This is a genomic window from Capnocytophaga bilenii (assembly GCF_017565765.1).
GTDB classification, from domain to species: domain Bacteria; phylum Bacteroidota; class Bacteroidia; order Flavobacteriales; family Flavobacteriaceae; genus Capnocytophaga; species Capnocytophaga bilenii.
Genome location: NZ_JAGDYP010000001.1, coordinates 53,335 through 77,847, shown reverse-complemented (window position 1 = coordinate 77,847; position 24,513 = coordinate 53,335). Strand labels below are relative to the sequence as shown.

At 34.1% G+C, this 24,513-nt stretch carries 29 protein-coding genes; 25 read left to right on the top strand and 4 right to left on the bottom strand.

Annotated features, from left to right (window positions below; all coding sequences use genetic code 11):
* The first annotated feature begins 19 nt into the window (after nt 1-19).
* From aroQ to J4N46_RS00495, 5 genes are all read left to right on the top strand, one after another.
* Complete coding sequence (aroQ, locus tag J4N46_RS00515) at nt 20-439, top strand: type II 3-dehydroquinate dehydratase (RefSeq protein ID WP_208057440.1); 420 nt, start codon at nt 20-22, stop codon at nt 437-439.
* A gap of 3 nt (nt 440-442) precedes the next feature.
* Nucleotides 443-952, top strand: coding sequence for a methylated-DNA--[protein]-cysteine S-methyltransferase (locus tag J4N46_RS00510; RefSeq protein ID WP_208057439.1), 510 nt, complete (start codon nt 443-445; stop codon nt 950-952).
* Between the two features lie 2 nt (nt 953-954).
* On the top strand, nt 955-1,899 hold the full coding sequence (locus J4N46_RS00505) for a GSCFA domain-containing protein (RefSeq protein WP_208057438.1): 945 nt from the start codon (nt 955-957) through the stop codon (nt 1,897-1,899).
* Between the two features lie 312 nt (nt 1,900-2,211).
* Entirely contained in the window at nt 2,212-2,790 is a 579-nt protein-coding gene (locus J4N46_RS00500) for a flavin reductase family protein (RefSeq protein WP_208057437.1), read from the top strand.
* A gap of 263 nt (nt 2,791-3,053) precedes the next feature.
* Nucleotides 3,054-5,114 carry a M13 family metallopeptidase gene (locus tag J4N46_RS00495; RefSeq protein ID WP_208057436.1) on the top strand — a complete coding sequence of 687 codons (2,061 nt, stop codon included), beginning with the start codon at nt 3,054-3,056 and terminating at the stop codon, nt 5,112-5,114.
* On the opposite strand, the gene J4N46_RS00490 is transcribed toward J4N46_RS00495, so the two are convergent.
* From J4N46_RS00490 to J4N46_RS00480, 3 genes are all read right to left on the bottom strand, one after another.
* Nucleotides 5,078-6,577 carry a phytoene desaturase family protein gene (locus J4N46_RS00490; protein ID WP_208057435.1) on the bottom strand — a complete coding sequence of 500 codons (1,500 nt, stop codon included), beginning with the start codon at nt 6,575-6,577 and terminating at the stop codon, nt 5,078-5,080. The two genes, J4N46_RS00495 and J4N46_RS00490, sit on opposite strands and share 37 nt — an antisense overlap.
* 438 nt (nt 6,578-7,015) lie before the next feature.
* Nucleotides 7,016-7,600 (bottom strand): hypothetical protein, encoded by a 585-nt coding sequence (locus J4N46_RS00485; protein WP_208057434.1) that lies wholly within the window; start codon nt 7,598-7,600, stop codon nt 7,016-7,018.
* The gene (locus tag J4N46_RS00480) at nt 7,597-8,016 is read right to left on the bottom strand and encodes a transcriptional regulator (protein ID WP_208057433.1); all 420 of its coding nucleotides are present in this window, start codon (nt 8,014-8,016) and stop codon (nt 7,597-7,599) included. Before J4N46_RS00480 ends, J4N46_RS00485 begins: the two co-directional genes overlap by 4 nt.
* Before the next feature lie 149 nt (nt 8,017-8,165).
* Here J4N46_RS00480 and J4N46_RS00475 point away from each other — a divergent pair, with 149 nt between their 5' ends.
* The 20 genes from J4N46_RS00475 (at nt 8,166) to J4N46_RS00380 (ending at nt 18,464) form a co-directional block, all read left to right on the top strand.
* On the top strand, nt 8,166-8,429 hold the full coding sequence (locus J4N46_RS00475; RefSeq protein WP_208057432.1) for a hypothetical protein: 264 nt from the start codon (nt 8,166-8,168) through the stop codon (nt 8,427-8,429).
* Between the two features lie 77 nt (nt 8,430-8,506).
* A complete protein-coding gene (locus J4N46_RS00470; protein WP_236013481.1) occupies nt 8,507-8,668 on the top strand; it encodes a hypothetical protein in 162 nt (53 codons plus the stop codon).
* Between the two features lie 6 nt (nt 8,669-8,674).
* Entirely contained in the window at nt 8,675-9,244 is a 570-nt protein-coding gene (locus tag J4N46_RS00465) for an antA/AntB antirepressor family protein (protein ID WP_208057430.1), read from the top strand.
* Nucleotides 9,245-9,252: 8 nt separating this feature from the next.
* Nucleotides 9,253-9,504 carry a hypothetical protein gene (locus tag J4N46_RS00460; RefSeq protein WP_208057429.1) on the top strand — a complete coding sequence of 84 codons (252 nt, stop codon included), beginning with the start codon at nt 9,253-9,255 and terminating at the stop codon, nt 9,502-9,504.
* A gap of 7 nt (nt 9,505-9,511) precedes the next feature.
* On the top strand, nt 9,512-9,826 hold the full coding sequence (locus tag J4N46_RS00455) for a DUF3853 family protein (protein ID WP_208057428.1): 315 nt from the start codon (nt 9,512-9,514) through the stop codon (nt 9,824-9,826).
* Complete coding sequence (locus J4N46_RS00450) at nt 9,813-10,568, top strand: transcriptional regulator (protein ID WP_208057427.1); 756 nt, start codon at nt 9,813-9,815, stop codon at nt 10,566-10,568. Before J4N46_RS00455 ends, J4N46_RS00450 begins: the two co-directional genes overlap by 14 nt.
* Entirely contained in the window at nt 10,561-11,883 is a 1,323-nt protein-coding gene (locus J4N46_RS00445; protein WP_208057426.1) for a replicative DNA helicase, read from the top strand. The genes J4N46_RS00450 and J4N46_RS00445 overlap by 8 nt, the downstream gene beginning before the upstream one ends.
* 30 nt (nt 11,884-11,913) lie before the next feature.
* Nucleotides 11,914-12,435, top strand: a complete 522-nt coding sequence (locus J4N46_RS00440; RefSeq protein ID WP_208057425.1) for an MmcB family DNA repair protein — start codon at nt 11,914-11,916, stop codon at nt 12,433-12,435.
* Nucleotides 12,436-12,508: 73 nt separating this feature from the next.
* Nucleotides 12,509-12,931, top strand: a complete 423-nt coding sequence (locus tag J4N46_RS00435) for a hypothetical protein (protein WP_208057424.1) — start codon at nt 12,509-12,511, stop codon at nt 12,929-12,931.
* Nucleotides 12,903-13,172, top strand: a complete 270-nt coding sequence (locus J4N46_RS00430; protein WP_208057423.1) for a hypothetical protein — start codon at nt 12,903-12,905, stop codon at nt 13,170-13,172. The genes J4N46_RS00435 and J4N46_RS00430 overlap by 29 nt, the downstream gene beginning before the upstream one ends.
* Nucleotides 13,169-13,984 carry a phosphoadenosine phosphosulfate reductase gene (locus J4N46_RS00425; protein WP_208057422.1) on the top strand — a complete coding sequence of 272 codons (816 nt, stop codon included), beginning with the start codon at nt 13,169-13,171 and terminating at the stop codon, nt 13,982-13,984. The genes J4N46_RS00430 and J4N46_RS00425 overlap by 4 nt, the downstream gene beginning before the upstream one ends.
* A gap of 104 nt (nt 13,985-14,088) precedes the next feature.
* Nucleotides 14,089-14,568 (top strand): hypothetical protein, encoded by a 480-nt coding sequence (locus J4N46_RS00420; RefSeq protein WP_208057421.1) that lies wholly within the window; start codon nt 14,089-14,091, stop codon nt 14,566-14,568.
* A 75-nt stretch (nt 14,569-14,643) separates the two neighbouring features.
* Nucleotides 14,644-14,826: a hypothetical protein gene (locus J4N46_RS00415; RefSeq protein WP_208057420.1), complete on the top strand. Its 183-nt coding sequence runs from the start codon at nt 14,644-14,646 to the stop codon at nt 14,824-14,826.
* A 29-nt stretch (nt 14,827-14,855) separates the two neighbouring features.
* The gene (locus J4N46_RS00410) at nt 14,856-15,452 is read left to right on the top strand and encodes a hypothetical protein (RefSeq protein WP_208057419.1); all 597 of its coding nucleotides are present in this window, start codon (nt 14,856-14,858) and stop codon (nt 15,450-15,452) included.
* Nucleotides 15,453-15,474: 22 nt separating this feature from the next.
* A complete protein-coding gene (locus tag J4N46_RS12565) occupies nt 15,475-16,356 on the top strand; it encodes a MazG-like family protein (protein WP_236013479.1) in 882 nt (293 codons plus the stop codon).
* Nucleotides 16,346-16,594: a hypothetical protein gene (locus J4N46_RS00400; RefSeq protein WP_009751271.1), complete on the top strand. Its 249-nt coding sequence runs from the start codon at nt 16,346-16,348 to the stop codon at nt 16,592-16,594. Before J4N46_RS12565 ends, J4N46_RS00400 begins: the two co-directional genes overlap by 11 nt.
* Nucleotides 16,584-17,021, top strand: a complete 438-nt coding sequence (locus J4N46_RS00395; protein WP_208057418.1) for a hypothetical protein — start codon at nt 16,584-16,586, stop codon at nt 17,019-17,021. The genes J4N46_RS00400 and J4N46_RS00395 overlap by 11 nt, the downstream gene beginning before the upstream one ends.
* The gene (locus tag J4N46_RS00390) at nt 17,018-17,212 is read left to right on the top strand and encodes a hypothetical protein (protein WP_208058023.1); all 195 of its coding nucleotides are present in this window, start codon (nt 17,018-17,020) and stop codon (nt 17,210-17,212) included. The genes J4N46_RS00395 and J4N46_RS00390 overlap by 4 nt, the downstream gene beginning before the upstream one ends.
* A gap of 15 nt (nt 17,213-17,227) precedes the next feature.
* A complete protein-coding gene (locus J4N46_RS00385) occupies nt 17,228-17,806 on the top strand; it encodes a hypothetical protein (RefSeq protein WP_208057417.1) in 579 nt (192 codons plus the stop codon).
* A 19-nt stretch (nt 17,807-17,825) separates the two neighbouring features.
* The gene (locus J4N46_RS00380; protein WP_208057416.1) at nt 17,826-18,464 is read left to right on the top strand and encodes a hypothetical protein; all 639 of its coding nucleotides are present in this window, start codon (nt 17,826-17,828) and stop codon (nt 18,462-18,464) included.
* Nucleotides 18,465-18,511: 47 nt separating this feature from the next.
* On the opposite strand, the gene J4N46_RS00375 is transcribed toward J4N46_RS00380, so the two are convergent.
* Nucleotides 18,512-24,511, bottom strand: coding sequence for an SNF2-related protein (locus J4N46_RS00375; RefSeq protein WP_208057415.1), 6,000 nt, complete (start codon nt 24,509-24,511; stop codon nt 18,512-18,514).
* Nucleotides 24,512-24,513: the final 2 nt, after the last annotated feature.

Here is a 24,513-nt window from a genome sequence, read left to right as displayed (position 1 = left end):
CCATTTAATAGTTTTGATATTGAAAAAGATTATTATTATCAACGGACCTAATCTCAACTTATTAGGCAAACGAGAGCCCGAAATCTATGGTGCTCAAACTTTTGAAATGTATTTTGACTCCTTGAAATCAAAATACAACCACTTGCACTTGCAGTATTACCAAAGCAATCACGAAGGCGATTTAATAGATAAACTTCACGAGGTAGGGTTTGATTATTGCGGGATTATACTCAATGCAGGAGCTTATACTCACACCTCTATAGCCCTTGCCGATGCTATAAAAGCCATCACAACCCCCGTGATTGAAGTCCATATCTCTAATACCTTTGCACGCGAAACTTTTAGGCATCATTCCTATTTATCTCCAGTTGTAAAAGGCATCATAGTAGGCTTCGGATTACAAAGTTATGAATTAGCGTTAGATTATTTCAGCAAATAAGCTATGAAAAAACAAAAACTATATACCAAAAAACTAATTACTCCCGTAGGACTATTGTTGGCAATGGCAACCGATAACGCTATTTGTTTGCTCGAATTTATGCACAACGATCATTGGCTACACTCTAAAAGCCAAGTAATGCAATATCTAAATGGTACTGATAACCAAAAAGATACACCATTATTATTACAATTGGAAGAACAACTAAAAGCATATTTTGCCAAAGAACTACAAAGCTTCAGTTTGCCTTTAGTACTCTCAGGTACACCTTTCCAAAAAGAGGTTTGGAACTACCTCCTCACAATCCCCTATGGTGAAACACGTTCCTACAAACAACAAGCCGAAGCAATAGACAAACCACAATCTTTCCGTGCCGTAGCCAATGCTAATGGTAAAAATCACATCTCCATCCTCATACCTTGTCATCGTGTTATCAGCTCCGATGGTAGTTTAGCAGGCTATGGAGGAGGTATCACCCGTAAAGAGTTTTTGTTGAACTTAGAAAAGAACTAAAATTGAACTTCAGAACAACCTTACAGCTTCCCCCAGCCCCTAAAAAAATTACTTATTACACCCCCATAGTAAGTATAGGCTCTTGTTTTGCTCAAAATATAGCCACTCGCTTTGCTTATTACAAGTTCCCCATTACAGCCAACCCCTTTGGCGTTCTTTTTCATCCTATAGCAATCCAAAAAGTTATACAAAGAGCCTTAGCACAACAACCCTACACCCCCGAAGACTTCTTTTTGCATAACGAACTATGGCACAGCTTCTCCCTTCATTCCGATATCAGTAAGCCTGAACTACAAGAAACAATCTCTTTTGCCAATACCCAGCAGAATAAATTGTACCAAGCCCTTAAAGAAGCACAATTCTTCTTTATCACCTTTGGTACAGCTTGGGTATATACCCATAAAACAACCCGTGAAATGGTAGCCAACTGCCACAAAGTGCCACAAACACACTTCTCAAAACATCTTCTTTCAGTTGAAGAAATACAACAAAGTATATATCAGATAATTAGCAGTGTAAAAACCTTCAATCCCCGTATAGAATGTATATGCACCATTTCCCCTGTACGACATCTCAAAGATGGCTTTTTAGAAAACCAAGTTAGCAAATCACACCTCTTTGCTGCACTCTATCCACTTATCAGTAAGCAAACCTGCCATTATTTTCCGTCCTACGAACTCTTATTAGACGAGTTACGTGATTATCGTTTTTATACAGATGATATGGTACACCCTTCCGAACTGGCAATCAACTATATATGGCAGCAATTAACAGCCACTTATATAGATACTGATACCCAAAAAACAATGAAACAAATAGATAATATTCAAAAAAGTTTAGCCCATCGCCCCTTTAACCCTCACACCGAGAGTCATAAAGCTTTCCAAGAGCAATTACAACAAAAAATAGCCACCATTCAAGCCCAATACCCCCATATACAGTTTTAGTTATTTTCACTAACCCCCTTGTTGCTATAATCTTTACCAAAATTAATTTGCTATCATACCTACACTTCAATAGACCTATTTAAAGCGAACCTCGAGCGAAGGATAAGCGAAGGTTGAGCGAAGGATAAAAGCCAGTGCGGCTCGCACCGAGCTGGCACAGCGGAGTATGTGAAGCCAGTGCGGCTCGCACCGAAAGAAAGTCAGTGAGCCGGCACAGCCGAGTATGTGACAAACCTACTAAAAAAATAATCCATTAAACATTGATAATTAAACATTATTTCGTACCTTTGCAAAAATCTTAAAATAAATAGTATGAAGTCTTTTTTACCGAGTATGTTTTATTACGGGTTTCCTGTAGTACTCCTTACTACAACCGATAAAGACGGAAACGCCGACGTAACACCTATTTCTTGTACCTTCACCTTAGGTACAAATGCCGTGATAGCCCTTGTAAAGCTCAACAAAGCCTATCACAATGTAATGGAAGTGCCTGAAGTAGTATTCAATCTACCTTCGGCAGAAATGTGGGAGAAAGTAGAAGCGATAGCCCCCTATACAGCACAAAATCCCGTACCCCCTCAAAAGCAAGGCAAATACACCTATACTGATGACAAATTTGCCATAGCAGGCTTCACCAAGCTACCTTCCGATAAAGTACGAGCACCTCGCATAGCCGAATGCCCCATACAAGCCGAAGCCAAAGTAAAACAAGTAAATGACCGCGATAACTTTGCCCTCATAGAGTTGGAGTTTGTACAAGTGCACGCACAAGACCATTTAGTAATCGAAGAAAACAAAATCAACCCATTAGAGTGGCATCCCCTCATTTACAACTTTAAGCACTATTACGGCTTAGGAGAGCACAAAGGGCTTAATTTTACAATTAAGTAATCATTAACAATAAGGCTGTCCGAAAAGTTTTAAAAGGTTTAATTGCACCATACACTTTGGCAAACTCTAAGAGTTTGTAAAAGTTAATTACTCTGATAATCAATAACTTTCAATAGTATTGTAGAAATAAAAGGCAATATACATTCATAAAATAAAACTTTTCAGATAGCCTTATTATTTATAGAAAAAAATTAACAATACCCTTGCAAATTAAGAAAATATTATTACCTTTGTGGTATCAATTCAAAAAAACTAATAATACGATGAGGAAAACAGCTAAAACCGCATTGTTACTTTCATCAATAGGGCTAATGATAGCCTGCGAAAATAACAAAAAAACAGAAAACACAATGACTGAGAACACGAATGCCGATAAAGGGCTTTCCCTTGCTGAAATGGACACTACTGTGCGTCCGCAAGATGATTTTTATAACTACGTAAACGGTACTTGGGCTAAAACAGCTCAAATACCAGCCGACAAGCCTACGTGGGGTTCTTTTCATATCCTTCGTGAAAAAACCGATGAAAACTGTCTGCTTATCTTGGATAACTTGCTAAAAGAAAACTTTGAGCAAGGCACTGAAGGACAAAAGATAAAAGACCTATATGAGTCTTTCATCGATTGGAACAAGCGCGATGCCGAAGGGCTCAAACCTATAGAAGGTTATTTAAACAAAATTGATGCTATCAAAACCCTCCCCGACCTTCAAAAATACTTAGAAGAAGTTACCCCCGAAGGCGAAAACCCTATCTGTGGCTGGGGCGTATATGCCGATATGAAAGACTCTAATACCAATACTGTCTATCTCGGTAACTTTAGTATCGGTATGGGACGTGATTACTACCAAAAAGATAGCAAAGAAAATACTGAGGCTTTAAATAAATACCAAAATTACGTAGAAGCTATCTTCAAAATACTCAAAGACGACAAAGCAGCCGAAAAAGCTAAACAAATCGTAGATTTTGAACGTTCTGTAGCCAAACTAATGCTCACCAATGAGGAAGACCGAAATCCTAACCTTAGCTACAACCCTCAAACAATGAACGAGCTAAGCAAATTGGTGAAAAATATCAACCTGCCTCAATATCTCAAAAATGTAGGAGTTAATATTGATAAGGTAGTTGTTTCAGAAATTCGTTTGTACAAACAATACGACAAGTTTATCAACGAAAAGAACTTGCCACTGCTAAAGGATTACCTCAAATACCAATTAATAACCGATAATGCAAGCAACCTCACCAAAGAACTTGACGAACTTTCTTTCAACTTCTATCATAAAGAATTACAAGGACAACAAGAACAACGCCCAATGAACAAACGCGCTCTAAGCGTTATCAATGGTGTTTTAGGAGAAGCCTTTGGTAAGCTCTATGTAGAAAAATATTTCCCTGCTAAAGCTAAAGAAGAAATGGTTACTTTAGTAGATTACCTCAAAAAAAGCTTTGCACAACATATCAAAGACCTTACTTGGATGTCTGATGCTACCAAAGAAAAAGCTTTGGCGAAACTCAATAAATTCACTGTAAAAGTGGGGTATCCAGACAAATGGGAAGATTACTCTAAATTGACTATAGAACCTGCTGCCAAAACGGTGTATTTTAATAACTTGCAACGCGTGAGTGAGTGGGCTTACCAAAAGAGTTTAGAGAAGGTAGGCAAACCAGTTGATAAAACTAAATGGGGAATGTCACCACAAACAGTGAATGCATATTATAACCCACTTTATAACGAAATCGTATTCCCAGCAGCTATTTTGCAACCTCCTTTCTTCAACTTTGAAGCCGACCCAGCAGTGAACTTTGGCGGTATAGGGGCTGTAATAGGACACGAAATGACACACGGTTTTGATGATAGCGGTGCAGAGTTTGACGGCGAAGGTAACCTACAAAACTGGTGGACACCTGAAGACAAAAAGAACTTTGAAAACGCTACCAAAGCTCTTGCAGCACAGTATGATAAATACGAACCTGTAAAAGGTGTATTTGTAAATGGTACTTTCACCAGTGGCGAAAACATCGCCGACCTTGGTGGTGTAAATATTGCCTTTGATGCACTACAAATGTATTTAAAAGATAAAGGACAAGTAGAGAAGATTAGCAACTTTACCCAAGAACAACGTTTCTTTATCTCTTGGGGTACTGTATGGCGTACATTGTCTAAAGAACAATATCTCACCAATCAAGTAAAAACAGACCCTCATAGTCCTGGTTATTTCCGCTCTTTCGGACCATTAGTAAATGTAGACGCTTGGTATAAAGCCTTTGATGTAAAAGAAGGAGATAAACTCTATAAAAAACCGGAAGATCGCATCAAGATTTGGTAAGTAAGCACCGCACTGATAGTAACCCCTACAAGTCCGTGCATTGCAACACTTTGCCCTGTAACATAAAGATTCCTGATGTGAGTTTGTGGCATAAAAACGCTTTCCATTATATGGTCAGCGTTTTTTTTGTACCCATACATAGCTCCTGTAAAATTACCTATATAATCGCGATAGGTGAGGGGAGTAGAGGTGTAATAGTCGGTAATAATATTCTTTATAGTAGGGAATTGCAGTGCAACACAATCTAATAAATCCATAGCCCGCTGACGTTTGAAAATCTCGTACAATTCACCCCTACTTTTTCCCTCTGTATTGGTATAGAAACTCTCTTCCCAGCGATGTAATTCCGTAGGATTCATATAGGTGAGAATTGTCATATTATCAGTAAATTCACCTCCATTTTTAGGTGGATTCATAGAAATCATATATGATAACGGAAAATCATTTATAGAGTAATTAGCTGCCTGATACACGCTATTGTTATCCTTAAACCAATATATGTTATAAGGTAAATATCTAAAGATGTTGGGCTTGAGTACTAAATGCAATGAAAAGGCAGCAGCTGTAGGTTTTAAGCACTGCACACGTTTGTAGAAAGAAGGTTTAAGAGGTACTTTTCCTGTGATATTGAGTAGTTGTTTGATATCAATAGCCGAAATAATATGAGAGGCTTCAAAAGTCTTACCTTGTTTAGTACGTATAGAAGAGATAGTGTTATAACTATCATATTCAAAGGCTGTTACTTCAGTATTGTTAAATAAGTCAGCCCCGTGTAATTGTAGCTGTTTAATGAGCAAATCAGTGATTTGGCTGCCCCCTTGCGTAAGTCGCCACGCACTTTCAATATACGAATTGACTGATAATGCGTGTACATACAAAGGAGTCTGTTCAGTAGTGCCACCATAAAGAAAGTTAGACCCTAAAAGTACTGCTTTTAGTCGCTCATCAGTAGTAATACTATTCAAAAAATCTAAAAGTTTTATAGAAAGTGTTTCAGTATTATATTTAGCATCCCCTTGTTTAAGGTTATAAAGAGGAAATTGAGCACAAACAGATTGCATTGTATCTGCATATTGTTCTAAAGCTTTCTTTTCGGAAGGAAAATACAAAAGTAGTTGTTGAATGAAGTTTTCATACCCCTGAGCGTGAGGATACATAAGTGAAGGAGTATTAGCAAAGCAAATACGATCGTAACCATTCATATCAAGACGTTCCAAAGAAAGTTTGTTAGCTATTCCTACTTTATTGAAATATTCGTAAAGTACCTGCTTTTCAGCCAAACCACCTATGTAATGCACTCCGGTATCAAAGAGAATATGATTGCGTTCAAAAGTCTGTAGATTGCCCCCATATTGTTGGTTTTTCTCTAATACACACACTCTTTTTCCTGCTTTTGCCAAGAGTAAAGCTGAAAATAATCCAGAGAGACCACTACCAATAATAAGAACATCGTATTTTGCCATATATTTAACTGTCGTTTATCTGATAATTAAGTGAAAATTATAGCAGCAAAAGTATAATTTAATTTTCGGAGTACCAAAAATAGTAAGAAGTTTTCTAGTTTTATTAGTATCTCTTGTAAGTATAATTGTCCCAATTTTGCCCCAGCATTAAAATAAAAACGGCGTAATTAATTGCCAAACAATTAGTTACACCGATTTTGTAGCGAAGACGGGATTTGAACCCGTGACCTTTGGGTTATGAATTCCCTTTGCAGATAAAATATTATATATACAATAGTTTTTATATAGTATCTAATATTGTAAAACCTAATAAAAATACTCAATTATATACTCGTAATTAACTCAAAAATTATTAGAATATTAACAAAAAATATAATGTACTTATTTTTAATTTAATTCTATTGTTCTATTAGTTTATATGCTTGTATTTTTAAAATATTACCTCCAGTTTACATCTAAGTTTCTGAAAAACATTTCACTCCTAAATTGTTTATAATTTTTATCACTATTATCAGCATTTATACGTATTAGCTTAATAGTACTAGGAGTACCATTTTCAAAGTTCTCATTATAAGTGAAAGCCATTTTCATTTTAGTTGGCACTTCAAATGTGAGTTCTTTTTGTGACTCAGATTTATCATAGTTTCTATTAATAGTATTTCCCTCTAAATCAACAATATTTACATCATTAATATAAAAATTTCTATCATTAACTTTAGCCTCAAACAAAAAGGTTATATAAATGGTTTTTTCTTCTAAAATACCCTCTATTTTAGTTATTTTTGCATTAATACCATCTACATCTACCTCCTTTACAGGTTTATTTACTTCTAAAACCTTTTTGAGATACTCTATTTGCTCTTCTAAAGCTACTCTCTGAGCTTTTAAAGAGCTACTTTCTGCTTTTACAGTTACTAATTCTTCTCTAACAGATAGAATTTCCTTTTTTAAATCATTACAATCCGTCTGTCCATAACTCAGTGTAGCACAAAATAGTACTAAAAATAAAATCATTTTTTTCATTTCTGACTGTTTTTTAAAATTTCTAATAAGATATTTACTTGTTTCTGACTTTCTGATAATTGGTTTTGTGTGGTTTTTATTATAGAGTTCATTTCTTTGTGCAATTCAATAAAATCAGATATTTCATTGTGTGATATGGTAATATCACCATCAACTTTACCATTAATATTACTCAAAGTATTATTATTTCCAATATCTCTCTGTACTTGTTTTATATTAGGCTTTAGCATCTCTCCTTTTCCTGTAACTAACCACTCCAGATTTATTTCAGGATATTTATAGTATATTTTCTCAACAGTATCCATTGAAAAACCAGAATTTTTATCTAAAATACCATTAGACAACCCTGTTTCAATATAAAATTTATTTTTACTAATCCCTTTATACTCAATAAATTGTAAAATTCTTTGCTTCATAATTGAGAAATATTTCTAATTTTATTTTGTAATTTAGATATTTATCTATACATTTGCAACCGAAATGTAAATGTATTCATATTTAAAATACATATGTAATCATATTTAAAATACAAATGTAAAATAATCTGCAAATATATAAAATTAAAATGAAAGTTAGCAAAATTATCATTGAAAAAATACTGAACGACAACGAATTCAGTATAGAGCTTGCTAAGAGGCTCGGAAATCAGCAGCAATCAGTGTTGGGATTGGCAAGACGAAACAGCCGTAATCTTACCTTATGGGAGGCGGTTATGTTTTACAAAGAAAAAGGTTTTACTGAAGAGCAAATCTTCGAAAAAAACACTAATACTATTATCCAAGAAGATCCAAACCAGTTAAAGTTTGAATTTACAGAGGAATTACAATGAAAAAAGAAGCTCAAGAATTACTTAGGATTATTAAGTTCTTGCGTAGGAATAATGTAAATATTGTAGCTGAAATTTATATGAATAAAGTACCTAATATTATAGTAGCTCATTTAGCTGATAGAGTACAAAGATACCATTCACAGTACAATAACAATGAACTTAGCTGGATAAATTTCATCTGTAGTCTTGATACAGATAACCTTAATATATTGGCTGAATATGTATTTAACAAACAATAATAACCTATGAGCGAATTAGTAAAAATAACAGAACAAAATGGACAAAGAGCCGTATTAGCTCGCGAATTACATCAATTTTTAGAAGTAGGTAGAGATTTTTCTAATTGGATAAAAGGAAGGATAGAAGAATATGGTTTTATAGAAAACCAAGACTATTCTTTGCTCGCCAATTTTGGCGAGCAAACAAGTAGAGGAGGACACAATAAAATAGAATATATTCTTACCCTTGATATGGCAAAAGAACTCTCTATGGTAGAGAAAACCGAAAAAGGAAAACAAGCCCGTAGATACTTTATTGAAATGGAAAAAATTGCTACTCAAGCAAAGACTTTACCATTCAATAAAAATAAAGAACTACAAGCTGAACTTTTTGAACTCATTCGTAACAACCTCGTTAAAGGTGATATAGTAGATATAGCCAAAGAGAAAGGACTAAATAAAAACACCTTGAAAAGTGTCCTTTACTATGGTAATTACAATGATGAGATAGTTAAAGCCTTATATGAAAGAGCTTTGTCTAATAAAAATAAACTTCGTAGTGAACTACAAATAATGATTAATGAACTGAAAAAATAATTCTTGTAATGACCCCTTTAGTACAAATAGCATATAACACCATTAAGCAGTTTGGTTTGTCAGATACAGACAAACAAGTACTTATTGATATGTTACAAGGTACTAAACAAGAACAAGAATTAAAACAAGCTCAAGAAGAATTGAAAAAAGTTCCTGATGAACTATTAAAAGAAGTAGCCGTATTAAGAGAGTTACTAAAACGAAAGCAAATCTTTCCACCCAAAAACTGGGACGGATACTACAATGGAATAAAAGTATGAATAGATTATGGAATGTAACAACAATACCCCTATATGGCAACTTACAATTGGAGAATTTTTAGAGTTTCAAAAAACTGAACTTATAAAAGAGTTATCTCTTATGTTCGCTGCAAAAAACAAAAAATACGAATATGGTATTAATGGTCTAGCTAAATTGCTTGGATGCTCTCGTACTACTGCAAGTAAAATTAAAAGTTCGGGTGTGTTAGATGAGGCTATATTTCAAGTAGGTAAAACTATTATTATCGATAAAGAAAAAGCCCTCGAATTGTTTAACAATAATAATAGTAACAAAAATAATAAAGACAATGGACTATCTTGATTTAATAGAAAAATTTTGGCAACTTACCGATGAAATTCCTATTAATAGCTCTGTCATATCTACTTATTTTCTCTTATTAGAAAGGTGGGATAAATCGGGTAAAACTGACTTTGAATACCCAGATAAGCTTATTCAAAAAAAAATAAGAATAGATAGAAAAACTATCAAAATAAATAAAGAGATATTACGAAACTTAGGACTAATTAGTTACCAAGTTACAATGGGATTTCCTACTGTCTATAAAATAATTCCTGATTATGTTATTCGTAATCGTAAAGGTAAAGAAGTAACATCTACTGCAGAAAAAGAAAAAACACCTGCAAAAGTAGTGCAGCAAGAACTTGTCCCATCAGTCTCAAATATTGAAGTATTAGTGAAGGCACCCGAAATTCCTAAAGTGAATTTATCCGAAAATATTCCAATAAACACTCAAAATGAGGTAGAAAAAACTTCTATACAGAAGAAAACTAAAACAGTACAATCTAAAGTTAAAGATATTCCTACCTACGATGAATTTTTGGAATTTGCAAAAACAATTCCTATATATAATCCTTCACTTGATGAACACATAAAAAACAAATACGACACTTGGTACTCTAATGGTTGGGTAAACGGATATGATAAACCTATTACTAATTGGAAGCAAACCCTAAAAAATACCTTACCTTATTTAAAGTCACAGAACAATAATATATTTAACATTCCTAATATAACACGCCCTAAAGCTACTTACGATGAATAGTTTAATCGATATAGATATAGAAAAATATGTACTTGGCAATCTTGTTTCTGAACCTCAAGTAATAGCCCAGTATTACAATATGCTAAGTGCTAATTTGTTCACTGCTCCTGAACATCAGATAATATATAATAGCATTGTAGAAGTATGGAAAAAGTATAATACAATGGACTTAATTTTACTTGGAAAAGCACTTGAAAAAAGAAATGTACCTGAGCTTTTACAGTATTGTATTGATTTGTCCGTTTTTGCTGTGTCATCTGCTAATGTAGAGTTCCACATAATGCTATTAGTTCAGGCTTCTGTAAGGCGTGATTTTGTGCTGAAATTTACAACTTTATTAAATATGGCACACGGAATAGAGAATGATATATTTGATATACGTGATAAAGCTTTTGACTATTTTAATAACCTATTTATAGATAAATTTATTGAAAATAATCGTCAAACACGTAAATTTCCTGAATTAGTTAATGCTGTACAAGAAAATTTTGAAAGCATTCTTAAGGGTAAACCTACAGGGTTGCAAAGCTCCCTGAATATAATTAATAAAGTATTAGGAGGCTGGCAAAATTCAAACCTTACTATTGTGGCAGGTCGTCCTGGTATGGGCAAAACTACTTTTTTAGTACAACAAATCATTGATATGGTAAAACAAGGTTATTCAGTAGGTATATTCTCATTGGAAATGTCTGCTGAACAAATTACCTCTAAAATCATTACCAACTATACTAATATACCCAACTCAGCAATACTTCGTAAAGGACTTAATGATGAACAAATAATGACATACTTATCCCTCAAAGATAATCTAATAAAGATGAATATACACATAGACGAAACATCGAGCTTATCTATTGATAACCTCAAAATCAAAGCTAAAGCAATGAAACTACGCCATAATATTGGTATTCTATTTATAGATTACCTCCAGCTTATTAGCCATCCTAAAGCAGGTAATCGTGAACAAGAAATATCATTTATTTCACGTTCTTTAAAAGGTTTAGCTAAAGAACTCAATATCCCTATTATAGCTCTTTCACAGTTATCACGTAATGTAGAGCAACGCAATGATAAGCGTCCTGTGCTCTCTGATTTGCGAGACTCAGGAGCCATAGAGCAAGACGCAGATGAGGTAATTTTTTTATATCGTCCAGAATACTATGGCATTGAGCAATGGGGTAAAGAATACAACAACGAAAATACCAATAATGAAGTAGAGATTATCATATCTAAGAACCGACACGGAGGCATACTCTCCGAGCGTTGTAGTGTCAATATGGCAACCTCAAAATTTACTAATTTAATAACCTTTTAAAGTGTAAAAGCCCGCGAAACCTTACTTAAAATGAACAAAGAAACTATAACCACCCCGCAAATGGAGTTATTGATATATGAGTACTTTGAAAAGTCAACCCTTGTAATAGTTCCTAAATTCTCACGACTTAATGCTGTAAGATACGATGATGACACGAAACGTTTAGGATATAGAAGTGAAAATATCGTTACCCACGAGTGTGATATGTTAATGGTTACTAAGAACTATTTCCTTAGAGAAATTGAAATAAAAATATCAGTGAGTGATTTTAAAGCCGATTTCAAGAAGAAACATAATCATGAGGGTAATATCAAGCAGTTTTATTATGCCGTCCCTTACTATATCTTAGATAAGATAAAAGATTTAGTACCTGAACAAGCGGGGATGTTAGTCGCTGAATATAATGCTGAACTATCTGACCATTGGCAACTAAAAATATACAAAAAAGCCATAGATAACAAGTCAGCAACGCCTATTGATGAGGAAAAGTTGAACAAAATATTTAGGATTGGTTACCTGAAATATTGGTTTTATAGGAAAAGAGAAAAATAACCAAATTTAAAGTAAAATAAGTAATGGGTAATGCTTATAGTAACAATGATAGCAAAACGATTAAAATTTAGATATGAAGAAAAGAAAAGAAATAATTGATTTTTTAAGTAGAGTATTTGTTGTAGAAATAAATAAAAAAGAAATAATTGATTTTTTAAGTAGAGCATTTGTTGTAGAAATAAATAAAATAAATGTTCAAGAAATTGAAAAAAAGTACAAAGAAGCAAAAATCTTTCTAATAAGAGAAATAATCTTTCAATCACATCTTATAGGGATTGTTTTTTATTATTTTAGGTTTGTGAAAGATATTTTTAGTGACATTGATGAATATGGAGATGAATATGGAATTTTTTATTCTATATTATTTATAATATTTAAATTAACAATAGTGGTTTTAATTCTTTTGAGAGCAATTAATATATATGAACTATTGAAATATAAGGCAAAAATTAAAAAATACTATCATAATGAGAACAAAAAAACAAGTTTTAGGTAAATTTTCTATTGAGTTAATCGAGAAAGGAAATAATATATATAGTCTTGAGATAACATCAGGATTAAATAACGCACAAATAGATGTGCTAACAGATATATTGTGTCAAGGGTATAAAGGGGAACACGGGGAAAGATTTTCTAATTTGGTAGAAGGTACCGAAATTACATTAGCTAAAATTCTCTGCTCTTATGACAGAAAACTAAAAGGCGAACGAATAATATTTAAAGATGAAAATGAATGAAAAACCTACTTGTAACCGTATCAGGAGGGCGTAGTTCGGCACGTATGGCACGGCATATTCAAATCCACCCTAAGTATGCAGACTATAACAAAGTTTTTGTTTTCTGCAATACAGGTATGGAACGTCCCGAAACTATTACCTTTCTTAAAGATGTCGTAAAACATTGGCAAATCCCCCTCACCATTATCGAGGGTGTGTATTCCACTGAGAAAGGAGTAGGGGTAGGGTATAAGATAGTAGATTTTGAAACAATGGATATGCAGGCTCAAACCTTTGCTAATATGATAGCTCACAAAAACAAAGGTATATTCAGCGGGCTGCCTAATATGAAAGCCCCTTACTGCTCCGAAAACCTTAAGAGCCTCCCCAGTAAGAAGTTTGCTGATGAAGTCTTTGAAAAGGGTAACTATCAAATAGCGATAGGATACCGCAAAGAGGATATGCCTAAGCGCATAAGCTGGGCAGAGATAAAAGCTGATACTAAGCGTATATTTCCTTTGCTAACAGACTTTGAAGCACCTATAGGACAACAAGAACTCAATGCTTTTTGGAGTGCCCAACCTTTCAAGCTTGGTATACATAACAAACTTGGTAATTGTGAATTATGTTGGAAAAAAAGCACTACCAATCTAATTGAGAATATCAAACACGGTACCCGCTTTATAGACTGGTGTAAAACACAAGAAAGCACCTATCAAGGCACAATGTTTCGTAACCACTTAAGTATTGACGATTTAGTACGTATGGCAGCCCAGTCCAATCAGCTAAGCCTCTCATTTGAGTACGAAGACGGCTGCGTATGTACCTTTTAACAAATAATTTAACACTAAAAATATCAACAAATGAGAAAATGAGAACAAAAAAACAAGTTTTAGGTAAATTTTCTATTGATTAAACTATAAAAATAATTAAAAAAATGACTATGTATTTTATTACACCAAAAAACAGTGAAACTGGTAAAAAGTTTCAAAAGATAGCCGACAAATTAGATGTTTGCTTTGAAAACCAAAAAGCATTAGCCGAAAAATACGGCTTCACCTCGTGGCGAAAAGAATATTGGGTAGCAGCAGGAGGAATATCATCAGTAATATTTCCTCAAGGCACTACTGTAGACACCAAAGTATGGAAGGAAGTCAGATATGGTGAATATATGCCCCGACTCAACATCAAGCAAGGTAAAGCCATACAAGCCGACTTTGACCAAGCCGTAACCATTAGCAAAGCAGAACTCAATGCCTGTATAGGTTGGAAAGAAAGATTTAGCGAGCATATTGGTTTTTGTAAGAATAATAACGAATACTTTGGTTTTATTATTGAAAATGATTTGACTGATATAGTCATTCCTAACGATTGTACCGAAGTAACAACTTCTAAATACGAAGAACTTTTTAAATAATAATAATGTATGACAACCGCAATAAAACCCCACCAAATGTAAATAACATTTTTGAGAAAATGCTCACCCAACGCTATGAAAAAAGTTAGGAAATTAGTAAATGAGAAAATTAGCAAATTAATAGCCAGTGCGGCTCGCACTTGTTCTCACAAGCATACCGAACGCCGCACCCTTGCCCACTACTGCACTATAGAAGTAACCGCAATATTCTGCAAAGACTGCGGCAAGCAACTCACCAAAGAGCAATGGGAAGCATAAACAAGTAAATTACTAAAAGCAATTACAATATGAACGACAAAGTAAAGGAAAAAATCGCAAAAGTCTATGAACTCGTAAAACGAGGCGTAGCAGGAGAGCAGAAATCAGCCGAGAAAATGCTAAACAAACTGCTTGAGAAATACAACATTTCAGAAGAAGAGCTTAATAATATCACAGAAAAAGAGTATTACTTTAAGTACTCCTCTGATTTAGACCAATGGCTATTTATGCAACTCATTAACTATTTCTTTAAGGATAAAAGCTACAAAGTTTACCGTATTAAAGGTAGTGGCGTAAAAGAATTTTCAATACAGATGCTCTACTTAGATTGGGTAACATTAGATAGTGCCTACGGCTATTTCAAAGCACATCTAAACCAACAATGGCGCAAACACGGCTTGCCAATAGTCAATCGTTGCCGAACTACCAAAACCAAAAACAAACGCCGTCAGGAAATGCAAGCAAGTTTTTTTTCGTTATACATAATTCGTTCAGGTATTTATCACCCATCACAAAATAGCTCTTGTCGCCTTAGTGAGGAAGAAATAAAAAGACGAACTATCCTTCACGGAGTTGAGGGCGGCAAATACACACAACAAGTAACCACAGGTCTATATTTAGAATAACCTTTTAAACACTATTTAAACAATGGATAAACAAGAAATAATTAAAGAATTAGAAAAGGTAATCGAGGGAGCGTTTATTTATTGCTCTAAGGATAATATGCCATATAAACTCATAGGAGTTATTACAGAAGATGGGCTAAACATATTTTTGAAATTGATAAGAGATTGCTTCGTTTTTGAGGGAGTAAAGTATGAATTTAGAGAAACTTATGATGTAACTGTATCTCTTATTGAGAAAAGAGAGACAGCGTTTAAGAACTTGAATTTTAAATTAGAATTTAAGACTATTGATTTCTGTGATATGGGAAAAATAAATACTAATATATTTTTAGGCAATAAAACAATCCAAGAACTCGTGCCCACTAATATATTTTTAGGCAATAAAACAATCCAAGAACTCGTGCCCCTTATTCATCAGTGGGCAAAAGAAAGAGGCATATTTGATAACCTCACCCCCTTTGACCAGCTTCTGAAAACCCACGAAGAAGTCGGCGAACTTATCAAAGCCTGTTATGACGATGACCGCCCCGCTATTCAGGACGCCATAGGCGATGTAATGGTAACACTCATCAACTACTGCTATTTTAAGAATGAGAATTTTAACAATGTATTTCTAAATGGATTATCATTACGACCTATTATAGAGGATACTTGTTTAAAACAATCATTAGCAGTAAATAGTACGCTCATTGATCTTTTCAAATTTGAGGGTCAAAAGCCAAAGTATAATGGCAATGTGGACTTTGTTTATGAAGCTATGATCTACTTTGTTAAACATCTCAATGGTTTTACTAAACTACTTAAAGGGACAACCTTAGCAGATTGTCTGAATATCGCCTACAACGAAATCAAAGACAGAAAAGGAAGAATTATTAACCGTAAATTTATCAAAGATGAAAAATAAAAAATACACCTTTTGCAAAATATTAGACCTTGAGGATAAGCAAATTCTTATTCGAAAAGATTATTGTGAGGAAGATTGTTACAAAATTAAAGTATCTACCTTTAATGGAGAAATATTAAGCTGTTTTTCTTTTGGTTATATAAAAGAGGAAGAAGCAGATGAATGTTTTGATTCAATGACAGAAGAAGAAGTATTAAGATATTTAAAAAATATAGAAGAGAATAAAGATGAGAAATAACAACTACCCCACTTGGCTTGTACCATTAGAGGTGGGCAAAAAACTCAAAGAAATAGGTTTTGAAGAGCCTTGTGTGTTTTATCACGATGAGAATAATACAACATCACCTGTTGTTGTAACACCTAATTTTGAAGAAGAAAATTTATCATATGAGAATCGAAACTTACTTTCTCATCAGACTTCTCTTCCTGTTTGGACAGAAGTATTTACTTGGTTTAGAAAAAGGGGGTTATATGGTTTCATTACTTTTGATAACACTTATCCTAATTCAGTAAGTGAAACTTTTTCTTTTGAGATTAGAAAAATTGATCGCAAACTCATATACAGCTCTGAAAAGAATAGTACTGATAAGTTTAATTGCTATGAAGAAGCTCGTGAAGCCCTTTTCCTTAAACTGATAGACCTTTATAAAACCGCAAACCAATGAACACCGAAAATTACCCCACTTGGCTTGTCCCGCTCGACATCGCGAAAGAACTCAAAGAAATAGGTTTTGATGAACCTTGCTTGTATTATAACTCTGAAGCAATAAGTGGTATAGGATATCAGTGTATAGAAATAGAAGAAAGAATACATAATGAGGATCCCAATGTTATTAGAAACTCAAAAAATAATTAAAAATATAAACAGAAAATGAAAATATTTGACGAAATTTCACGCTTCCTAAAGCAAGATTTAGAAATAACCGACTATAATGTAGAAGAATGTATTAAAACGGTTAATAAAATGAATATAATTGTGATTGTTATTGTCCTAATTATGATAACCATTTTTACAACTTTGTTTTATTTTTCTATTATTTTTTTCAATAGTCCTATAATGTTTGCAATTATTATAATTGTAACTTTTATTTCTTTTTCATTACCTGCAAAAATGATGAGAAAAATTAATTCTTTCTCAATGTCTTATGATTTTTATAAGAGAGAAAAAAGTATGGGGGGTCAACAGAAAAAAATATCTTATAAAAATACAGATGTATACCTCTTAAAAAAAATAGATACATATACCTCTGATGACATACCTATTTGTATAGTGGAGGAATATATGAGCGAATACAACTACTCCTTTAAAAACATAGTTAATACTACGACTAAATTTTCTATAGAACACGAATTCAAAAGTGTTATAGAAGGTAGCAAATATTTTGATGAATATTCAGAAGCAAATGTTTTGGAATTTATCAATAAAATGCATACTTTTGCAATCAATTAATAACTAAACATATAACGCTATGATAAAGAAAATCTTATTACTCACTATCGCTGCTGTATCATTTGTTGCTTGTTCAAAATCAGACAAAGACGCTCCTGTAGACAACGGAAACGGGAGTAACGACAAACTTTTAGGAACTTGGGTAGGTACAGTTCAAGTTATTGCTGAAAAGCCTGAAAAAAAGGCTAAAGTAGATGAAATTTTCAAACAACTATATGCTGCAATCTTAGGAAGTCCTGAGACTAATTACGAAGTCTATTCAGTTAAAGTTGTTTTTAGCAATGTAGATGGTAAGAAAAAGCTAAAAATAACAGATAAGAATGGAGCATTAACTTTCCAAGATATAACATACGCTGTAAATGGAAATAAAATAACTGATGAGGATAAAAAGCAAAATTTAGCTACTTATTCTTTTGAAAATAACAATAAATTATTAGCTGAAAACACTGATTTTTTCTATCTCTTAGTAGATAGTGATGCTATTGGAAATAATAGTGAATATGAAAAAGAACTTGAAAAATTAAACAAAGAATATCCTAATTTACCTTCTCTTAGTATAGAGAAACAAGTTGAATATGGAGAAAAAATTACAGCACTACAGCTAAAATATAATGTCTCTTTAAGATATAAGTATAAATATAACCTTACTCGTCAATAAATAATAAAAGCACCCCTGATAAGCACAAGCCTATTAGGGGTATTTTTTTAGCGTTTAAACGCTTTATAAACGTGCTTTTCCTGCTCTTGGGGTATTTTCTTTTCTGCAGTATTTTCAATTGTTTTTGCAGCCTCTTTTGATACTTCATTTTTTGGAGGGCGTATTTTAAAAAACGTTTTATTCTCTTCAGCACGCTCTTGTACATAGTCTATCTGCGGAGCGTTTAGCCGTTCCTGCTTCTCTTGTTTGTACTGAGTTATGAGCCTTTCTCGGATAATAGGCAGCTCCTCTTCGATAGTTTTATCTAAAGCAGCTATTTTTCTTTCTGCAGTCTCTTGTTGGTGCTGAAAATCGGCTATATTAACACCTTTCTTTGCCAGTTTTTCAATTACCTGCTCAACTGATTTTTGAGCCTTTTCTACTTGCTGCGCTCTAAAAGGTAGATTTTTTTTCCAATAATCATCTTTTTCAGCCCATTTTTCCATATTTTCATAGTCTTTTTTCTCTTTTAAATATTCAGCATATACTTTGGTATAATCTTCAAACTTACGAGAGATAAAACCTAAATCGGCAGCGTGTTTGGTTTTCTCATTTTCATAGCGTTTCTTCAATAACTCTATTTCAATATTAGCACGTGTTTCAGGGTCGGTAATAATAGCTGTTTTAAGCTCTTGTGTATCTATATCTGATACATCAATAACATTAGCCCCTTTTTTCATTGCCTCCATATAGCGTGACTGTTTAGCTTGCAGCTTTTGTAGCATAAATACATCTATACTATCATTAGTAAGCATATAGTTCACACGTACATTTTCCCATTGATTACCTTGTCGCCAATAACGTCCTTCTATTTGCCGTAATGAGGTGAAGTTATAAGGAACAGTTAAAAGATACATATCAGAGGTTTTTTCCTGCAAATTCATACCCTCTTGTATAGCCTCTGAACCAATGATTACCTTTACTTTTCCTGCATTAAACTTCTCTTGTATATCCAAACGTTGATTTTTGCTTATACCCCCCGTAATAATACCTATTTCATCAGCTTTATAGCCTACTTCATTTATTAAGTATTCTTTGAGTCTTGGAAACTCTGAAACACCCAATTCTGAATAAATAATTTGTCCTGCTTCGGGTTTATCAGCTTTATTCTGCCGTATTAAGTCCATAGTGAGTTTAATTTTAGGCGAGTTTTCTACAAATTCTTTAGTAGAAGGTTTTTCTCCTTCATATTCTTCATACAGATAGGGTGAAATAGCAATTTTGCGGGCATTAAGAATATGAGTTAAGATAGCACCATCTTTAGTGTCATCTAAAAGTAGGTTAAGAGTGTTGTACATACTTTCAGTTAATTTATTCTGCTCTATCTTATATTCTTTATTGATACGATTAGGGCGTACTAACTTAGGATTATCCTCTTCGCCTTTGATGTCGATAAACTCGGATAGGAGCTGCTGAAATAGGGCGTTATTCTTAAATCTGCGTACATTGGTTTTAAACTTGATATCACCTTTAGCGTCAATCTCCATATCGTTGTCAGCCTCCATAAAGGTTTCAAAGAAATTGTTTACATTGAAATAGCCTGATTTTTCTAATCGCTGATTAGCAATTAGAGATAATACAGAATAATACTCCAATGGTTTATTAGTAAAAGGGGTTGCAGAAAGTAAAGTAACATTGCGCCCATCGTACTTATCTTGTATATATTGCGAGGCTACCCACGTATTGAGTCCTAATTTTGAGGGGCGTTGGTTTTGGCTGCGAAAATCAGAGTTAAAACGCCTGTCTTCGATACGTACTTTGTCTACAATATGGTTGGCATTATGTGCTTCGTCAAAAGTGAGGTGGTCAAACCCAAAATCTTCCCAGTCATAGACTTTACCTCTTTTCATTATTCCTTGTATTTTCTTTTCTTTTGCAATGGCTATTTCTATTTCACGCATTGTTTCATCAGAAACACCTCCTGTAATAGGATTTTCTAAGCTATCCACATCTTTTTTGTTTATATAAGAGAATTTCTCAGCTAATTTTTGCGTAATTTCATCTCTAAAACCAATGTTCTGAAAACCTTCGTAAGTAACTAAGGTTATTTCACCGTCTTTATTATCAAAATGAGATAGGTCATAATCTTTACCAAGGTTACCTAATACATTCACTTTAGCATTAGGAATAGCCTCGTAGATAGTCTCTACCCATTGCTTTAAAATGCTGTCATTAGGTACAACTATAAGGGGGCGTTTGGCATTGCCCCGCTCCATAGCTTCGTGCATAGCAAGTATTCCTGATAGGGTTTTACCAAATCCAACTTCGTGAGCTAATAACCCTACCCCTTTTGTTGTCAATCGTCCAATACCTGCACGCTGTACTTCTGTCAACTCTAAAGGTTTGCCTTTAAAGTTTTGGTTTATCTTAGAAAATAAAGGAAACTGTGAGTAGTCAGGAATGTGGAGGTTATTATACTTACGGTTGAACTCATTTACAAAACGTTCTTTAATATCATTTGGGAGTTCCTCACGAAGGAACTTCTGAAAGAGGTTATTGGCTACCTCTTTACGGCGTTCACGTATTAGGGCATTACGCTCTTTATCACTCCCTGTTACAGTTTGATTGTCTACAAATTCTTTCACTTCCCAAGAAGAAGAAGGTTCAAGAGCTTGTGAAGGTAGCTTTGAAACAAAGTCTTTAAAACTTTCGGCTAAATTATAATCTACTTTAACCATATCATAACGCCTCATATATTGGTTATAAACCTCTTTTTCAACTTTTTCCAAGCCAAAGTTATGCACAAATTCGTGGTTAGGTGATATAACAATATCTTCTAACTGTTTTTTAGTCGGTAAAACGCTTTCAAGTAAAGCCTTTTGCTTGTTATACTGTGATTTCACTTCCTCATTGTCTAATCTGCCTGCAAAATCAATAGTCAAACGTTCTAATTTTTCGTATATATTCCCCTCAGCATAGTAAAAGTCGTGTATATATTTACCCTTATAATAATTTGCATATTGCTGGTGCTCTTGGTAGTTATTTAACTCACCATCATAATTAGTATCAGCAAAGGCTTTTACTTGCCCTGTAGTGAGATTATGATTGTTTTGTAAAGCCGTATCAACCACTGTATCATTCTTAACAAATTGGTATTTAAGTACTTTTTTACTAATATCAGGGGTTGATTGTACCTTGTATTCACCTGTATTTTCTTCAGATTGTTTGTGCCTGGCACTTTTAGTAGGGATTGTAACATCTTGTGATTTTTCTTCTACCTTCTCAGGTTTAGGGCTGTATGACTTTATTATATTATTAGCTTTTTTGGTTATATCAGTAAGCTCTTCCTTAGTAAATTTTGCACCTTTTCTTTCAAGTTTCTTCAATAAAGCAGCATAATTATCCCATTCAGTAAGAATAGCTAATGATTTGAATTTAATATTTTGAAAAACAATAATTGTCTGTTTTACTTTTTCTTGAGCTTCTGTAAGCAAAGTATTGTATTCATCATTAGGAACTTTTTCTTTTTTTTCTGCAATAGAAACTTTAGTCGCTGGAAGCGTGGGGGCATTATCAAACGCTGCAAACATATCAAGTTGTACACCTTGTGAAACTTGTTGTGCTTTCTGTGGAACTTGTTGTGTTTTCTGTGAAGTAAATTCTTGCAAGCGATTGAGGGCTTCGTCCAGATTTCCTTTGATATAGTCTTCTTCACGCCCAAATCTATTTTTTTTCAACACAGTCTCACCCAATACCTTTTCGGGGTTCTGTTGGAAATAGGTTGTTATATCGTGTGATTGCCGTTGGCTGTCCTTTTTAAGAATAATAATATCAGTGCCTATATCAGTAGCTTTAAAAGCTCCATTTGGCAATCGGTAGGCATCTGTTAGCTCTGCACCTGAAAGCTTGTCGGCTCTATTAAGCCAACTAGAAGGGAGTACCATTGCCAAGGTACCTCCTTCATTCATTACATCGAGGGAACGTTTTACAAAATAATCTTCATAGCGAGTTAGTTTTGTTTCTTCACCTAAACCTAAATAAAGCCCTCTGTGGCTACCATAAGGAGGGTTACCCACTACCAAATCATATTGGGGGGTAAAATCTTTTTTGGTACCATTATCAGTAACAAATTCTGTTTCAAACGAACGTAGGTTTACTTGTGTATCAGGATGTAGAAGTTTGGTTATTTTAGCAGTAGTATCATTGATTTCAAAGGCGGTTACATTCGTTTTTACTCCTAAATCGGTGGTAGCGTGTAGGAAATTGCCCATACCTACGCTGGGTTCTAATATATTGATAGCAGTTTTGCCTTTAAAATTATCTTTGATAAGATTGTGAACGGCATTTACCAACTTTTTATCAGTGTAATACTCGTCTAATACCCCTCGATTATCTTTGGTAATACCCCCACTTTTGTAATGATTGATTATATCTTTGATATTGTCAGTAATGGTTACCCCCTCCTTGATTTTTATAGTATTGTCTTTATCGACAAAAGTCAGCAAATTTACCAAATCTTTTATTTGTTCATTGCTGACTTTGTTGCCTTTTGCTATTTTGGAGAGGGAAGCGACTTTGTTTATAAGGGTAAATCGTTCAAATCCAGTAATAGCTGTCTTACTATCTCTTTCACTTCGGGGTCTGTCTCCTTGAGAAGTATTCTGCTGAGTTTCGCTTCGTCCTTCTGCTTGTGAAGATTGAATATCTCTTTCATTTTCCTTCCCTTCTCTTGTTGTCTGAGGGCTTCCTGAAGTACTTCCTCCGGCACTTCGGGTTCGGCTGGCATTAGGGTCCTTCCTTGTACTTCCAACTCCTGATAGTACTTCCTGTTGTGTTCCGTTATCGCTGCCCATTTCGGAGTTTCCTCCTCGTCCTCCAAAATCGCTCCGCTTTGTGCTGCTAAGTCCATTTCCAACATTGTTGCTGCCCATAGCTTGTCGGCTTGTGTTATTTCCGTCTTGCTGGGGTTGGCTTGTTGTGATAGTTTCTCTAAGGTTTGGTTCAGGTGTTTGTTCTCCCACTGACTTAGGTGAGGATACTCTATTGGATTCAGTTGTAAAGCTTCCATTTTGTGAGTTAATTTGTACGTTATTTTCATTGGCAAATGTACGACTTTTATTTTGATTTTGCAAGGGCTTGAACACTTTTATATGAAAGTCATTAAGGTCATTTACTTCCCCTTTACCTATACCATAAGCCCCTCGTTGGTCTATACTATTTTTCAGATTGTTAAGTATAGATTGGGTTGCGTTATTGCCTGCTTTATCGCCGTCTAAAAAAAGATGTATTTTACCTGTGTAGTTCTGAAATTGCTGAATGAAAGTGCCTGTATTGGTTACAGAGTTTAGTACGACTAATGTACGATCATTAGGTTTCCCATTGTCTTTAGCCATTTGTAAATAAGAAAACATATCGGTCATTCCTTCAAAGACTACGGCTTCGTTGCGAGTACCAGGAATAATAGATATATCACTTACTCCTACCTTAGCTTTATCATAAGGCTTGTCTAGAAGACTTTTGACATCATAGCCTCCTGATTGATTAGGTATACCTATACCGAAATAATCTTTACCTGATGTTTTATTATGATACTGCACTTGTTGGGCATATTGTTGTAGTATCTCTTTTGAAATACCACGACTAGCAAAATAAGCTAATAGTTTGTCATTATTGGGTACAGATGTACGAACAAGAACGTTTTTAGGAGTGAAATCGGCTTCTTGTACAGGTGTAGATATTTTATTTTGAGTGTTTTGTTTTTCAGGAATATAGGTGTTAGAAAAATCTTTAAGAAAATCTACTGCTTCTTTCCAAGACTTGTTCTCAAATTTCATTACTGCTTTAATAATTTGTCCGCCTTCCCCCGCTTTAAAGTCGTAATAACCTTTTCTAGGGGTATCGCTTACTGAATATTTTTCGTTGTTACTAAGAAAATAGTAATCGTGCCCTCGCTGTCGGTCAAATTTTAAGTGTCCTTTTTGGGCAAGGTAGTGAAAGTACTCGACTATGGAGGTATTATTAACTATATTTTCAATATCTTGTGGGGATAATAATTGTTGTTTTGCCATAA

Coding starts and splice junctions, on each gene's coding strand:
- J4N46_RS00425 (WP_208057422.1), top strand. CDS start 13,169: ATGAAAAACCTACTTGTAACCGTATCAGGAGGGCGTAGTTCGGCACGT.
- J4N46_RS00495 (WP_208057436.1), top strand. CDS start 3,054: ATGAGGAAAACAGCTAAAACCGCATTGTTACTTTCATCAATAGGGCTA.
- J4N46_RS00400 (WP_009751271.1), top strand. CDS start 16,346: ATGAAAAATAAAAAATACACCTTTTGCAAAATATTAGACCTTGAGGAT.
- J4N46_RS00385 (WP_208057417.1), top strand. CDS start 17,228: ATGAAAATATTTGACGAAATTTCACGCTTCCTAAAGCAAGATTTAGAA.
- J4N46_RS00415 (WP_208057420.1), top strand. CDS start 14,644: ATGAAAAAAGTTAGGAAATTAGTAAATGAGAAAATTAGCAAATTAATA.
- J4N46_RS00445 (WP_208057426.1), top strand. CDS start 10,561: ATGAATAGTTTAATCGATATAGATATAGAAAAATATGTACTTGGCAAT.
- J4N46_RS00380 (WP_208057416.1), top strand. CDS start 17,826: ATGATAAAGAAAATCTTATTACTCACTATCGCTGCTGTATCATTTGTT.
- J4N46_RS00475 (WP_208057432.1), top strand. CDS start 8,166: ATGAAAGTTAGCAAAATTATCATTGAAAAAATACTGAACGACAACGAA.
- J4N46_RS00510 (WP_208057439.1), top strand. CDS start 443: ATGAAAAAACAAAAACTATATACCAAAAAACTAATTACTCCCGTAGGA.
- J4N46_RS00455 (WP_208057428.1), top strand. CDS start 9,512: ATGGAATGTAACAACAATACCCCTATATGGCAACTTACAATTGGAGAA.
- J4N46_RS12565 (WP_236013479.1), top strand. CDS start 15,475: ATGGATAAACAAGAAATAATTAAAGAATTAGAAAAGGTAATCGAGGGA.
- J4N46_RS00375 (WP_208057415.1), bottom strand. CDS start 24,511: ATGGCAAAACAACAATTATTATCCCCACAAGATATTGAAAATATAGTT.
- J4N46_RS00420 (WP_208057421.1), top strand. CDS start 14,089: ATGACTATGTATTTTATTACACCAAAAAACAGTGAAACTGGTAAAAAG.
- J4N46_RS00490 (WP_208057435.1), bottom strand. CDS start 6,577: ATGGCAAAATACGATGTTCTTATTATTGGTAGTGGTCTCTCTGGATTA.
- J4N46_RS00430 (WP_208057423.1), top strand. CDS start 12,903: ATGAGAACAAAAAAACAAGTTTTAGGTAAATTTTCTATTGAGTTAATC.
- J4N46_RS00480 (WP_208057433.1), bottom strand. CDS start 8,016: ATGAAGCAAAGAATTTTACAATTTATTGAGTATAAAGGGATTAGTAAA.
- J4N46_RS00435 (WP_208057424.1), top strand. CDS start 12,509: ATGAAGAAAAGAAAAGAAATAATTGATTTTTTAAGTAGAGTATTTGTT.
- J4N46_RS00470 (WP_236013481.1), top strand. CDS start 8,507: ATGAATAAAGTACCTAATATTATAGTAGCTCATTTAGCTGATAGAGTA.
- J4N46_RS00450 (WP_208057427.1), top strand. CDS start 9,813: ATGGACTATCTTGATTTAATAGAAAAATTTTGGCAACTTACCGATGAA.
- J4N46_RS00440 (WP_208057425.1), top strand. CDS start 11,914: ATGAACAAAGAAACTATAACCACCCCGCAAATGGAGTTATTGATATAT.
- J4N46_RS00395 (WP_208057418.1), top strand. CDS start 16,584: ATGAGAAATAACAACTACCCCACTTGGCTTGTACCATTAGAGGTGGGC.
- J4N46_RS00465 (WP_208057430.1), top strand. CDS start 8,675: ATGAGCGAATTAGTAAAAATAACAGAACAAAATGGACAAAGAGCCGTA.
- J4N46_RS00410 (WP_208057419.1), top strand. CDS start 14,856: ATGAACGACAAAGTAAAGGAAAAAATCGCAAAAGTCTATGAACTCGTA.
- J4N46_RS00460 (WP_208057429.1), top strand. CDS start 9,253: ATGACCCCTTTAGTACAAATAGCATATAACACCATTAAGCAGTTTGGT.
- J4N46_RS00500 (WP_208057437.1), top strand. CDS start 2,212: ATGAAGTCTTTTTTACCGAGTATGTTTTATTACGGGTTTCCTGTAGTA.
- J4N46_RS00390 (WP_208058023.1), top strand. CDS start 17,018: ATGAACACCGAAAATTACCCCACTTGGCTTGTCCCGCTCGACATCGCG.
- J4N46_RS00485 (WP_208057434.1), bottom strand. CDS start 7,600: ATGAAAAAAATGATTTTATTTTTAGTACTATTTTGTGCTACACTGAGT.